General features: G+C 65.5%; 10 protein-coding genes. 1 reads left to right on the top strand and 9 read right to left on the bottom strand.

Translation table 11 applies throughout. From position 1 onward, the window contains the following. The first annotated feature begins 3 nt into the window (after positions 1-3). Complete coding sequence (yjgA, locus tag BUC04_RS16270; RefSeq protein WP_067662758.1) at positions 4-516, top strand: ribosome biogenesis factor YjgA; 513 nt, start codon at positions 4-6, stop codon at positions 514-516. Here yjgA and BUC04_RS16265 read toward each other — a convergent pair. From BUC04_RS16265 to BUC04_RS16225, 9 genes are all read right to left on the bottom strand, one after another. Continuing rightward, positions 485-1,648 carry an ABC transporter permease gene (locus BUC04_RS16265; protein WP_067662755.1) on the bottom strand — a complete coding sequence of 388 codons (1,164 nt, stop codon included), beginning with the start codon at positions 1,646-1,648 and terminating at the stop codon, positions 485-487. The two genes, yjgA and BUC04_RS16265, sit on opposite strands and share 32 nt — an antisense overlap. After that, positions 1,645-2,676, bottom strand: a complete 1,032-nt coding sequence (locus BUC04_RS16260; protein ID WP_067662752.1) for an ABC transporter permease — start codon at positions 2,674-2,676, stop codon at positions 1,645-1,647. The genes BUC04_RS16265 and BUC04_RS16260 overlap by 4 nt, the downstream gene beginning before the upstream one ends. A gap of 1 nt (position 2,677) precedes the next feature. Further along, positions 2,678-3,655 carry an HlyD family secretion protein gene (locus BUC04_RS16255; protein ID WP_067662749.1) on the bottom strand — a complete coding sequence of 326 codons (978 nt, stop codon included), beginning with the start codon at positions 3,653-3,655 and terminating at the stop codon, positions 2,678-2,680. Next, positions 3,652-4,983 carry a TolC family protein gene (locus tag BUC04_RS16250; protein WP_073325998.1) on the bottom strand — a complete coding sequence of 444 codons (1,332 nt, stop codon included), beginning with the start codon at positions 4,981-4,983 and terminating at the stop codon, positions 3,652-3,654. The genes BUC04_RS16255 and BUC04_RS16250 overlap by 4 nt, the downstream gene beginning before the upstream one ends. Positions 4,984-5,139: 156 nt before the next feature. Continuing rightward, entirely contained in the window at positions 5,140-6,588 is a 1,449-nt protein-coding gene (gene tldD / locus BUC04_RS16245) for a metalloprotease TldD (RefSeq protein ID WP_067662743.1), read from the bottom strand. Further along, positions 6,585-7,421 (bottom strand): carbon-nitrogen hydrolase family protein, encoded by an 837-nt coding sequence (locus BUC04_RS16240; protein ID WP_067662740.1) that lies wholly within the window; start codon positions 7,419-7,421, stop codon positions 6,585-6,587. The genes tldD and BUC04_RS16240 overlap by 4 nt, the downstream gene beginning before the upstream one ends. Continuing rightward, the gene (locus tag BUC04_RS16235; protein WP_067662737.1) at positions 7,324-11,328 is read right to left on the bottom strand and encodes a YhdP family protein; all 4,005 of its coding nucleotides are present in this window, start codon (positions 11,326-11,328) and stop codon (positions 7,324-7,326) included. Before BUC04_RS16235 ends, BUC04_RS16240 begins: the two co-directional genes overlap by 98 nt. Further along, positions 11,325-12,824 carry a ribonuclease G gene (gene rng, locus BUC04_RS16230; RefSeq protein ID WP_067662734.1) on the bottom strand — a complete coding sequence of 500 codons (1,500 nt, stop codon included), beginning with the start codon at positions 12,822-12,824 and terminating at the stop codon, positions 11,325-11,327. The genes BUC04_RS16235 and rng overlap by 4 nt, the downstream gene beginning before the upstream one ends. Continuing rightward, positions 12,824-13,408 carry a Maf family protein gene (locus BUC04_RS16225; protein ID WP_067662731.1) on the bottom strand — a complete coding sequence of 195 codons (585 nt, stop codon included), beginning with the start codon at positions 13,406-13,408 and terminating at the stop codon, positions 12,824-12,826. Before BUC04_RS16225 ends, rng begins: the two co-directional genes overlap by 1 nt. Between the last annotated feature and the right edge of the window lie 3 nt (positions 13,409-13,411).

The following is a 13,411-nucleotide window of genomic DNA, read 5'->3' as shown; positions in this document are numbered from 1 at the left end:
GCGATGGCCGAACATGACGACTTTGATGACGATTTCATCAGTAAAACGCAGCTGAAGCGGGAAGCCGAAGCGTTGCAGACCCTGGGACTGGAGCTGCTCAAGCTGAATCCGACAGAGCTGGCCAAGATCCCGCTGGACGAGGATCTGCACGATGCCCTGGCGCTGGCCCATCGGATCCGCAACAAGAACGAGGCCTACCGCCGCCAGGTGCAGTTTATCGGCAAGCTGATGCGCAGCCGGGATCCTGAGCCGATTGAAGCGGCGCTGAATGTGCTGCGTAACAGTCACAGTGCCGCCAATGCCAAGTTCCACAAGCTGGAGCAGCTGCGTGATCAGCTGGTGCAGGGCGACAACGACACCCTGCAGGCGGTACTGGCCGAGCACCCCGCCCTGGCGGACGAGATGCAGCGCCTGCGTCAGCTGATCCGCGCTGCCAAGAAGGAGCAGTCGCAGCAGAAGCCGCCCAAGTCCAGCCGCGAGCTGTTCAAGCTGCTTCGCGCCCAACTGGCCGATTGAGCCTCAGGCTGCGCTGCCACAGCAGCGCGGCCAACCCACCCCAGCCCAACACCAGGGCCCACAAAATTCCCCACAACGGCTGCAGCGCCGCCATCGGCGCGCCCATCTGGTTAAGCTGCAACATGCCCTGGATCATCGGCTGCGAGGGCACCAGGCCCCATAGCGCGGTCCAGGCCAGGGGCAGTGACTCCACCGGCCAGACAAAGCCGGCACTGAACAGCAGCGGCATGGAGCTGAGCACCAACGCCTGGCTGAGGCTGTCGCGGTGCAGAAACAGGTGACCCAGTACCGTCCCTAGGGCAAAGGTGGCCAGGAAGAAGGGCAGCAGCAGCAGCGCGGTCTCTCCGGCACTCCCTAACAAGGTTACGCCATAGCCCCGCAGCGCCGGCCCAAGGTACCAGCATCCCGCCAGCACAAAGGGGGGGATCATCAAACTGGCCTGCACCGTCAGCAGCTGCCACAGCCTGGCCTGCTGCCACAGCCCGGGCGTGCGTCGTTGCCGCACCGTGCTGATCCCGACACAGATCAGCATCAGCTGATGCAGGATCAATACAAACAGCCCGGGCAACACGTAATCCAGGTAGCCCATCTTGAGGTTACTGGCGGGCACCAGGTTGAGCCCCACGCCACCGCGCTCGGCCTTGAGCAGGGCCTGCCCATCCCCCAGCAGCACCTGGCGAGCCAGACGAACCTCGCCCCCCAGTACCATGCCTGCACGCACCACGCTCTCGGCGATGGCGCCGTAGGCCAGGAAGTAGTTACCATCGGCGGCCACCACCACGGTGGCGCTGCCGCCACGACGCAGATCCCAGCCAAAGTCGGCGGGGATCAACACCAAGCCCTTGCGCTCGCCGGCGCGCACCTGGCGCAGTGCCTGGGGCAGCTCGGTGGCGGTGGCGTCGATGCGGATCCCCGGCGTCGCCTGCAGTGCCCGCACCAGGCGCCGACTGGCGTCACTTTGGTCATGATCCAGCAGGATCACCGGCTGCTCGGTGGCCACCTGGTGCAGGTAAGGCAGCGGATAGAGCACCACGTACAGCAGCAAGCCGGCCACAAAAGTCAGCAGTACCGGGGTGTCCTTGAGCAGAGCCTGGGCCTGCTCGCGCCACAGCGCACGCCAGGACACCGTCATAACTTACTCCAGAGCCACAGCATCAATGGCATTGGCAGCAGCAAGGGCCACAGACTGAGCCAGTCCGCCTCCCCTACCCCGCGAAAGCTTTGCAACAGCGGCAGGTAGTGGCTGCTGGGGATCAGCCCCGCCCACCACTGGGCGGCCACCGGCATGTCGGCGGTGGGCATGGTTACCCCCATGTAGGTCATCGCCGGGGTGAGAAACGCCGCGCCGGTGCTGACCAGCTGCACCGCTTCCCGGCCACTGCGCACCAGCAGCAGCGCCAGGGTGGCGATGGGCACCATCAGCGGCAGCAGTCCCAGCCACAACGGCCACAGCGGTGCCCCCTCCGGCAGCAGCAACAGGTCGCGCATGGCCCAGAGGCCCAGTCCGCCCATTAACCAGAGCCACGCCAGCACGCCAACCAAGGCGCGTTTAGCCGGCCAGGGCGGGCGCTGACACAGGTTCAGCACCGCAAACAGCAGCACCACCTGCCACACCGCCAGGGCCAGGGCCGGGATCAAAAAGTCCGCGTAATCCATCGCCCGGTTATTCAGCGCCGTCAGCTGCAACTGCACCGGGCTAATCTGGGCCGCCACCGCCACCGCGGGGACCCCGGCCGCCGCCAGTGCGAGACCGCCCTGCTGCTGCAGCGCACTGCCCATCGCCTGTTGCAGTGGGGTGGCCAGCCGGCGGGCCAGCAGCAGGTACTGGCCGTTGTAGCGCACATCCAGCTGGGTGGGTTGCTGCCGTTGCACCGCCGCGGTAAAGCCCGGTGGGATCCGCACCACCGCATACACCTGGCCCTGAGCCAGCGCGGCCTTGGCCTCGTTGTTGTCGGCCACGCCCTGCAGCCGGATGGCGGGGCTGGCCTCCAGCTGGCGACCGAGCTGACGGGACAGCACGCTATGATCCTCGTCCAGCCAGGCCACCGGCAGTGCCGTGGGGGTCCGCACCGAGAAGATGCTGTACAGCAGCGCCACCGTCAGCGGGGCTGCCAACAGCAGGATAAAGGCTTGCCAGGGGTCCCGTCGTAGCCAGGCCAACTCAGGGTGCCTCGAACAACACCGTCATGCCGGCCCGCAGTCCGGCGATGGGTGCAGTGGGGCGCAGTTCCACCTCGAAGGTGCGCAGATCGTAATCCTTGCCGCTCTCAGTAGCCCGCCAGGTGGCAAACTCGCCCTGCACCGCCCGGTAGGCAACGGTGAAGTCGTGGCTCTGATCCAGTGCCGGCAGGTAGAGCGACAGGGTCTTGCCCTCCTCCAGCCCCGCCAGCCGATCCTCCCGCACCTGGAACAGGGCCCAGGCGTCCTCCATATCAATCAGGGTCATCACCGGGAAGCCCTGGGGCACCAGCTCGCCCTGGTGCAGCAGCACCTGGCTGATCTCGCCGCTGCGGGGGGCGCGGATCTGCATATCCTCCAGCACCGCCTTCACCTCCGCCAGCTGCGCCTTGGCCGCATCCGCCTGGCCCTGGGCGGCCTGTCGGGTCTCGCTGCGCGCCCCCTCCTGGGCCATCTCGTAGAGGGCATTGGCGGCGCTGCTCTGATGCTGGGCCGCCTGGAACTGGGCATAGGCCTCGTCGCGCTTTTGCCGGGACATCACCCCCTCATCAAACAACGCCTGGATCCGCTCGTAGGTGGCTTCGGCCAGGTCTTGCGCCGCCTGGGCCCGCTGCCAGTCGTCATAGGCCGCCTGGATCTGCTGCTTGCGGGCACCGGCGTCTGCCTCCTCCCGCATCGCGTCGGCGGCGCTAACCCCGGCCTGGGCCTGGTTGAAGCGGGCCTCCAGCTCCGGACTGTCGATACGGTAAAGCAGCTCACCGGCGCTGACCTGATCACCCCGGCGCACGTGCAGCTGCTCCAGCCGCCCCGCCACCTTGGAGGAGATCTGGTACTGCCGGGCCTCGATCTGTCCCTGTAGCCATTGCGGCTGTGGCTGAAAGGCCCGCTGCATGGCGTAAAAGCTGGTGCTTATCAGCACCACCACGGCGACCAGGGCCAACACCCCTTTGAGGTTCTTCATTGTGCTGACTCCCGCTTCAACCACGCAAACATCCGCTCCATCTCCCCCCCCAGGGTCATCACCTGGGCCAGGGCCCGCAGGTATTGGTACTGCGCCTGGGCCTGTCCCAACTGGGCTGCCACCAGGCTCTGATCCGCATCCACCAGCTCCACCGAGGTGGCCAGGCCCTGCTGAAAGGCCACCTGGCGCAGGCGCCGGTTCTCCTCCGCCAGGGCGATGGTGCTGTCGTAGGTCTGGTACTCGAACGCCGCCTGCTCCAGTGCCTGGTGCTGAGCCTCCAGCAACAGCAATAGGTCCTGCTGTGCCTGGTTACGGCGGTGACGGGCCTCCAGCTCAGCGCTACGTGCCGCCTTGAGCCGGCCACTGCGGCCGTCGTTGGTAAAGATGGGGACGGTGACCCGCACCCCGACAAACCACTCCGGCTCGATCTCCGACAGCAGGCTGTCGTCCTCCGCCAGGGTGTAGCTACCGAACAGTCCCATGGTGGGCAGGTAGCGGCCCTTCTCACCCTTGGCACTTTGCTGCGCCTGACGTTGCTTGGCATCGAACAAGGCCAGTGCCGGATGGCCCGCCAGCATCTGCTCCCGCAACGGCGACAGCGGCGGCACCTCCAAAGCGGCGGCGCGATAGGGCACCGGCTCCAACGCGTTTTGCTGCAGCAGGCTGTCCAGCCCCTTGGCAGCGATGCTGGCCTGGTTGTCGGCGGCACGTGCCGCCACCCGGGCCCTATCCAGCGCCACCTGGGCGTTCAATCGCTCCACCTCGGCGATCTGGCCCTGCTCCGCCAGCAACTGGGCGTGACGATAGTGGGTCTCGCGGGCGGTCACCTGCTGACCCCGCAGATCGGCGTTTCGCTGTGCCAGCAACACGCCGTAGTAGCGCTCCACCAGCAGGTTGAACTGCTCACGGCGGCGGATCTCCAGCTGCTGCAACTGGGCCTCGTACTCCGCCTGCTTGACCTGCTGCGCCGCCTGGATCCGACCGCCGGCGTAGATGGGCCAGCTGCCGGTCAGCGAGGTGCGGTAGATCGCCCGCTCGGTGATGTCGATGGGCGGCAACAGCCCGGGGGGGATCAGATCCGGTGCCAGGCTGGCGGCATCCAGTGACCAGGGCTTCTCCTGGTAGATGTAACTGGAGCCCAGTGACAGGTTGGGGTGGGCCGCGGCATTGGCCGCCTCCCGGGCCGCCAGCGCCCGCTCACTGGCCTGGCGCTCCGCCAGTAGCAATGAGCCCTGGCTGTCCAGGGTTTGCCAGGCTTGCGCCAGTGACACCGGCTCTGCCGCCAACCCGGTGCTGAACAGGGCCAACAGCAACCACGCTCGTCTCATAACCTTTTCCTTTTAATGGCCCCAAAATAGAGTAAAAACTCTATCAGGTTATCATTCCTTTTCTGAACCTTAGCCTAATGATACGCCCTCAACCGGTTAAAAAGCAGGCACAAAAAAGCGGACCCCTTGGGTCCGCTGATGTTACTGCGCTGCACGCTACTGGGTGCCGCCGACGGTCAGGCGGTCCAGCTTGAGGCTGGGCTGACCCACCCCCACCGGGACGCTCTGCCCCTCCTTGCCGCAGACGCCTACGCCTTTGTCCAACGCCAGATCGTTGCCCACCATGGAGACGGTCTTCATCGCCTCCGGGCCATTGCCGATCAGGGTGGCGCCCTTGATGGGTTTGGTCAGCTTGCCGTTCTCGATCAGGTAGGCCTCGGAGGCGGAGAACACGAATTTACCGGAGGTGATGTCCACCTGGCCACCGCCGAAGTTGGGAGCGTAGATCCCCTTATCCACCGAGGCGATGATCTCCTCCGGGCTGTGCTGGCCGGCCAGCATGTAGGTGTTGGTCATCCGCGGCATCGGCAGGTGGGCGTAGGATTCACGCCGGCCGTTACCGGTGGGGGCCACGCCCATCAGTCGGGCGTTCAGCTTGTCCTGCATGTAGCCCTTGAGGATGCCATTTTCGATCAGCACATTGTACTGGCCCGGGGTGCCCTCATCGTCGACGCTGAGGCTGCCACGTCGATCCGACAGGGTGCCATCGTCAACGATGGTGCAGTGCTCTGAGGCCACCTTCTCGCCGATGCGACCGGAGAACAGGCTGGAACCCTTGCGGTTGAAGTCTCCCTCCAGACCGTGGCCTACCGCTTCGTGCAGCAGCACGCCGGGCCAACCCGCGCCCAGCACCACCGGCATCTCGCCAGCCGGGGCCTCTTCCGCTTCGAGGTTGACCTGGCCCTGGCGCACCGCCTCGCGGCACAACTCAAAGGCCTTGAGCTTGCCCTCGCTGTCCAGCTCCAGCAGGCAGTCGTAGCCATAGCGCCCGCCCATCCCGGCAGACCCGCGCTCCCGGCGCTCGCCCTCGGTCATGATCACCGAGCAGTTGAGGCGCACCAGTGGGCGAATGTCCGCCGCCAGGGTGCCGTCGGAAGCGGCTACCAGCACCTGTTCGTAGACGCCGCTGAGGCTGGCAATCACCTGGGTCACCCGGGGATCCAGCTCACGGGTGTAGGCATCCATCTGCTTGAGCAGGCCGATCTTGGCGTCCGCCGCCATGGCATTGATGGGATCCACCGGCTGGTAGCGACTGGGGGCCTGGGTGCGGGACAGCGCCTTTACCCGGCCATCACCACCGACAGCGGCAATGCCTCGGGCCGCCTCCGCGGACTGCTTCAACGCCAGGGCGCTGATCTCGTCGGCGTAGGCAAAGCCGGTCTTCTCGCCATGCACGGCGCGAACACCCAGACCCTGCTCGATGTTAAAGCTGCCCTCTTTGACAATGCCGTCCTCCAGCACCCAGGTCTCATGGCGGCTGGACTGCAGGTAGATGTCGGCGTAGTCCAGGCGGTGATGGTGCAGCTCGGACAGGGCCCGCTCCAGGGCCTGGGGATCCAGCTGCGCCGGGGCCAGCAGTGATGCGGTAACGGTATCGAAGCTCATGCGTCCTCTGTCTTAATCGCGTTGGCCGGCCCCAGTGGGCGGCGATGTTGCAGCGCGGGGATCTCGGCCCGCACCTGCGTAATGTATTGGCGAGAGAGTTCGGCGGAAACCCAGCCTGTGCCCTCTGGTCGTTGGTCCAGGATCTGCCCCCAGGGGTCAACCACCATGCTTTGTCCCCAGGTCTGACGACCGTCCTGGTGTTGGCCCCACTGGTTGGCCGCCAGCAGGTAGCACTGGCTCTCGATGGCTCGGGCGCGAACCAGCACCTCCCAATGGGCCTGACCCGTTCTATGGGTAAAGGCACTGGGCAGGGCAATCAGCTCGGCTCCGGCGGCGGACAGGGCCTCGAACAGCCTGGGAAAGCGGACATCGTAGCACACCGCCAAGCCAAGTCGCCCCCAGGGGGTGGGGATCACCACGGGCTGACGGCCAGGATGGGTATGGCGACTCTCCCGGTACTGGCTGCCATCCTTCACCTCGGCATCGAACAGGTGGATCTTGTCATAGCGGCCCACCGGCTCACCGCGATGGTTCCACACCAGGGTACTGGCGTAGGCACGGCCATCCGCCGCCAGCAGCGGCAGGGTGCCTGCCACCAGGTAGCAATGGTGTTGCCGGGCCAGGGCTGACAGTGCCGATTGCAACGGCCCCTGCCCCGCGATCTCCGCCCCCTCAGACCAGGGGCGGTCACCGCCGAAGCCGAGGCAGGCTTCGGGCAGCACCACCAGGCTGGGGTTAGGGCCCTGGGGGAGCCTCTCCAGTTGTTGTTGGATCAGCGCCAGGTTTTGCGCTGATGCCGGTTGGCTGTTCATCTGCAGCAGGTGCACCTGCATCGGCCGCCTCCTTGTCCATGCTCTGCTCTTCGATCGCCTCGATCAGTGCTTCCTGCAGCTGCTCGGCCTGGGCCTCGGCCGCCTCCTGGCCCAGCTCGGTTTGCGCCTCTTCGGGGATGCGCACCTCGCGGCTGGTCCGGCTGACCTCCACCAGTTCGGGCTGATCCAGAGTCCCGGTAAGATGGTAACGCAACTGGGTCACCACCTCGATCACCGGCTCCAGCAGCTTGGTAACGGCAAAGGCGCCCAGACCCACGGTCCAGGCACCGGTGCTCAGGTAGACCACCGCCGGGACGCTGGAGGCCAGCGCCGGGGAGAAGGCAATCTCGTATTCGAGGCTGCGGTCGTTCAGATCAGTCCAACCCGCCACCCGCAGGGTACCGGCGGTGGCGTCCATCACGCTGTCTTCGGTGCTGAGCACGCCGTCGTCGAACTGCACGTTGCCGCTAAAGTCGCTGAAGTGCATGCCGCTGGCGAACACGTCGGAGAAATCCAGCGAGATCTTGCGCACCAGCGACTCCAGGCTGAACAAGGAAAGCAGGCGGGCGCCGCGATCAGACACGCTGGACAGCTGGCCGTTGCTGAGCTGGTAGCTCAGGGCCCCGTCCAGGCGATCGGCGCTGAGCTCCCAGGGAGCACCTTCCCAACTGAGCTGGTAATCCACCGCCAGTTCGGCATCCTCAATGCCCGGCCCCAGGGTCAGGTGCTCAGCCAGATCGCCGATGTCCGGGCTGGTCAGTTGCCCCTCGAACCGGGTCTGGGTCAGCTCGCCATCCGGTTGCCACACCCCGCTGCCCGCCAGGCGGTGTTCGTCCTGGCTCAGCTCAAACGACTGCACCCGGTACAGCGGCCCTTCACGAAAGCCCATAAAGCGAGCCTCGCCCAGCAGCTGCTGGTCCAGCCGCAGTTTGGCGATGTGCACATCCAGTGCCGGCACCCGGTCGAGCCAAAGCGCCGGTGCGATGCTTCGCGATTCCGTCTGCTCGCTCTGTTCTGACCGAGTCAGCACCAGGTAGTCCGCATTGAACTGGACCCCAAGCTGGTCCATGCCCTGCCCCACCAGGGCCTGGCCGGCGACCCGCTCGGCATCGATACGCAGCCCCCAGCCATCCCGGTTAGGGCTGGCCACCAGGCGGCCGGCGCCGAGAGACTGGCCCAGCACCCGCAGATCCTCGCTGTCTACCTGGATCTTGTCGATGGCGGGGTACAGCGGGCGCTTGTCCCGGGCAGGACGCGGTGGGGCCTCGGCAAAGGCGCTTATCAGCGGCTGGTAATCGTCCATCTCGATGCGCTCACTGCGCAGCGAGATCAAGCCGGTGTTGTACTCAGGCAAGGTGGGCTCCGCCCGGTCCAGCGCCAGGTGATAGCGATCAAAGCCGGCGCCACTGGCGTAGCTCATGTCGCCGACAAAGCGCAGGCTGTCCCCCAGGTGGAAGAACACCTCGGCCCCCTCGGTATCGCCACTGAGCGCCAGCTGAGTCGGGCGCGGCTGCTCCAGCGCCTTACCCAGCGGCGCCGGCAGATCGATCTCCAGTCCGGTCAACTCACTGTTGACCTCCAAGCGGTAGTGAAAGCCGTTGTCCCCCAGGTTCAGTGCCACCTTGGCGTCCAGAGGCGCGCCCCCGCTGAGGAAGGGGTCCAGCGGGGTTTGCAGCAGCGGCGGCAAGCGATAGGTCTGCCAGCGGCTGCTGAGGTCAATGTTGATGCCGTAGCCCGTCTCTTCCCTGTCGGCGTGGAGATTCAGCTCGGTAGGCTGGTTGTAGATCCGGGTCTGGACGTTGCGCGCTTCGATCTTGGCGTTGTGGAAGCGCAGCTCACCGCGCACCTGCTCCAGCTCCAGATCCAGCGGCGCGATGTAGAGCGGGGTCTCCCACAGCACCAGACGGCCCTTGACCGAGTCCGGTTGATGGGTGACCTTGCGACCGAGGTAGAAGGTCATGTCCAGCGCCAGCGGCACCGGCTCCATCAGCTTGAGCGAGTCCAGGGTGCCCAGCACCGAGGATTCGAGGAAGGTGCCGGTCAGCACGCTACGGGCCTTGTCCTCATCCGCCATCAGGCTGCCCTGGATCTCCAGCGCGGCGCTGTGATTGAGATGGGGAATACCGATAAAGATATCCTCGATCAGCACATCGGCCAGCTTGGCCTCGCGCACTCGAAGATCCATGCGATCGTTTTCAAACAGGGCCAGCAGCCGGCCGTCGGTCACCGCCGGCCACTCATCGAGGAAGTCGAAGTGCACCCCGGTCATCTCGAAACCGGCCTGGAAGCGCCCCTGCTGCTGGGCATAGGGGTACTGATCCAGCGGGCCATGCCAAAGCAGCTGGGCGTTGTTGGTCTCACCGGCCTGCAGCGCCTTATCCAGGTAATCCGCCAGGGACTCCCCCATCGCTTTGCGGGGGTAGAGCTTGGCCACCTGACCGGCATCCTGGATAGCCAGGTTGCCGTACAGCTGCAGTTGCGGCGCGGCATCCTCGCTAAAGGCCAAAGCCGACTGCAGCTGTGCGGTCAACTCCGGGGTCGCCAGGGTCAGGCTGGGGATCCTCAGCTGACGCCCATCACCATGGCCCAGCCACTCGGCGGTCAGGCCCAGTTCATTGAGCGCCAGCGGCTGCTCAAACTGTCCTGGCCAGTCCAGGCTCAGTGCTTGTGTTGGCAGCGTTAGGCGGAGCCAGTCATCCTGGCCGGTCAGGCTGCCACTGAGGGCATCAACGCCGGGGATACCGGCGGCGGCGTCCCAGCCCAGCTGGTCGAAGGGCAACTGCCAGCGCCACTGGTCGTCCCGGTGCTGCAGCTTGAGCGGGCCCAGGGTGCCGCGGGCCTCCGTGGCGGTGAGCGCCTTGAGCGGCTCAGCCCCGATCCCCGGCACCAGGCCCAACAGCGGCTGCAGCCCCCACAGCGGCAGTTCACTGAGGTAGAGGTCCAACTCACCATTGCCATGGCGCAGCGCCAGCTGGCTCTCAGGCCAGGCTTGGCCGTTGCTGGTGAGCTGCAGACCGTGGCTGCGCAGCTCTCCGCCCTCGGCCATGGGACGCCACTGGAACCGGCCGGTCTGGACCGCCATCCGCTGCTCGCCATCGAGCTGCCAACTGAAGTTACTGTTGTCGAGCTGGATCTGCGCCAGGTGGATACCATCGCCGTCGAGGCTCAGCCAGGCCTCCAGGTCCAGCTCACCGCTGTAGTCGTAAGGGTTGTGCTCCAGTCGGCGGGACAGCCACTGGCCCAGGGGCAGGCGCTGCCCCTGCAGGTAGGCCCGGCCCTGCAACTCACCGTTGTCCTGGCTGTTCAGCTCCAGCGCCAGCATCAGCGCCTCATTGCCCTGATCCAGGGAGATCAGCCCCTCACCAAGATGGCGATGGCCGCGGTTACGCCAGTTCAGTTCGGTCAGATGGATGGGGGCAAACTGGTGGTCTTTGACCGCCACCTGGACGGTCACGTCCTCGATATTGAGTCGGCCCAGCTGTTGCAGCAGGACCTCCCTGAGCTGCTCCAACGCAGCGGTGTTGGTACCGCCAGCACTGCCCTGGCCCAGGCTGAGATCCAGGGTGACGCCGTAGAAAGAGACCTCGTTGAACTGGGGAGTCAGGCTGAACACGCTGTTCCAGAAATCCAGGTGCAGTTCCATCCGTTGGATGGTGAAGGACACCGGCAAGTCCTGCTCTGGCGGCAGCGCCAGCTGCTTCAGCTGCAGCCGCGGGCCGCCACCGTGCCAGCCGGCACCCAATTGGGCCACCTCGAACTGGATCCCGGTCTGCTCCTGCAGCCAGACCACCAGGTGATCCCGGGCGCCATCCAGCTGCGGCAGCAGTGAGCGTGCCAGGCTGATCAGCAGGGCACAGAGCACCAACAGGCCCGCTAGACTGTACCAACAGCCCCAGCAGACCCGTTTTCCGAAACGCAGCAGGGTCACATCATCACCACGTCGAACTTATCTTGGCTGTAGAGCGGCTCCGGCTTGATCTTGACCCGTTTACCCAGGAACACCTCCAGCTCCGCCAGGCTGTGGGCCTCATCGCCCTCCAGCATCGCCTGGACTGAGGGGGCAACGTAGGCGACGAACTCGTCCACATCGTAAGCCCGGTCGACCCGGATGATCTCCCGATAGAGCTCGTAACAGACGGTTTCCGGGGTCTTCAGCTGGCCGGTGCCGCGACAGGCGGGGCACTCGCCACACAACACATGCTCCAGGCTCTCCCGGGTGCGCTTGCGGGTCATCTCCACCAGTCCCAGCTGAGACAGGCCGCTGATGCTGGTCTTAACCCGATCGTGGGACAGCGCCTGCTCCAGCGACTGCAGCACCCGCTGCTTATGCTCCTCGGAGATCATATCGATGAAGTCGATGATGATGATCCCGCCCAGGTTGCGCAGCCGCAGCTGGCGGGCGATCGCCTGGGTCGCCTCCTGGTTGGTGTTAAAGATGGTCTCTTCCAGGTTGCGATGGCCGACAAAGGCGCCGGTGTTGATGTCGATGGTGGTCATCGCCTCGGTCTGGTCGATGATCAGGTAGCCGCCGGACTTAAGCTCCACCTTGCGCTGCAGCGCCCGCTGGATCTCGTTCTCTACGTCAAACAGGTCGAAGATGGGGGCCTTGCCGCGGTACAGCTCCAGCGCCGTGGAGACCTCGGGCATGAACTCAGAGGAGAACTCCCGCAGCTGGTCGAACACCATCTGCGAGTCGGTCTGTACCCGGTCCAGGGTGCGGGTGGCCATGTCGCGCACGATGCGCAGCGGCAGCGACGGCTCCTCGTACAAAAGCTGCACTGCCTTGCCGGGACGGCGGCGACGCTCACTGACCTTGCGCCAGACTCGACGCAGGAAGGCGGCGTCATGGGCCAGCTCGATCTCGCTGGCGTTCTCCGCCGCGGTGCGGATGATGTAGCCGCCGTCGCTGTCGACGAACTGGCCAACGATGTCCTTGAGGCGATCCCGCTCAGCGGGATCCTCCACCCGTTGGGAAACCCCAACATGGGCGCTGCCGGGCATGAACACCAGGTAGCGGGAAGGTAGGGTGATGTCGGTAGTCAGCCGGGCCCCCTTGGTGCCGAGGGGATCCTTGACCACCTGGACCATGATGTCCTGGCCCTGGCGTACCAGTGAGGCGATATCCTCACTGCGAAAATTCTTGGCTTCGGCGTCGTCCACACACTCGGTGTGGGGCACGATGTCGGAGGCGTGCAGAAACGCGGCGCGCTCCTGGCCGATGTCGACAAAGGCGGCCTGCATCCCCGGCAGTACCCGGGTGATCTTGCCGCGATAGATATTGCCAACGATCCCCAGCCGCTTGCTGCGCTCGATCTGCACCTCCTGCAGCATGCCGTGCTCCACCAGGGCCACGCGGGTCTCGGTAGGGGAGGAGTTGATCAGCAGCTCAGCACTGACCCCATTGGCTTGTTGTTGTATGCCCATTATGCCTGTTTTGCCTGCATCTGTTCAATCAGTTCTCGGGTCTCCACCAGGGGCAAGCCCACCACGGCGGAGTAGCTGCCTTGGATGGCGCGGACAAAATTGCCGCCCAGTCCCTGGATACCATAGCTGCCCGCCTTGTCCGCTGGCTCACCACTGTCCCAATAAGCGGCCATCTGTGCCTCGGTGAGAGCACAAAACTGCACCTGGGTGGTGATCAAGCGATGCTCGCAGCCATCCTCTGCCGCTAGTGCCACCGCGGTCATCACCTGGTGTTCGCGACCGGAGAGGGCGCGCAGCGTCGCCAATGCCTCATCCCGGTTGGCCGGCTTACCCAGTACCCGTCCATCTTGCACCACGATGGTGTCAGAGCCCAGCACCAGGTTGCCCTGGTGGCCCTGCTTCTGGCGCATGGCCAACCCGGTGCTGGCCTTCTCCTGGGCCAGCCGCACCACCAATTGAGCCGGTGTTTCACCGGCTCGAGGGGTTTCATCGATATCAGGGATCACCAGCTCAAACTGGTAGCCCAGCTGCGCCAACAGGGCCTGGCGGCGTGGCGAGCTGGAAGCGAGGCAGAGTGCGTGCATAGG

Source organism: Ferrimonas marina (assembly GCF_900129905.1).
GTDB lineage: Bacteria > Pseudomonadota > Gammaproteobacteria > Enterobacterales > Shewanellaceae > Ferrimonas > Ferrimonas marina.
This window is presented reverse-complemented; position numbering and strand designations above follow the sequence as displayed.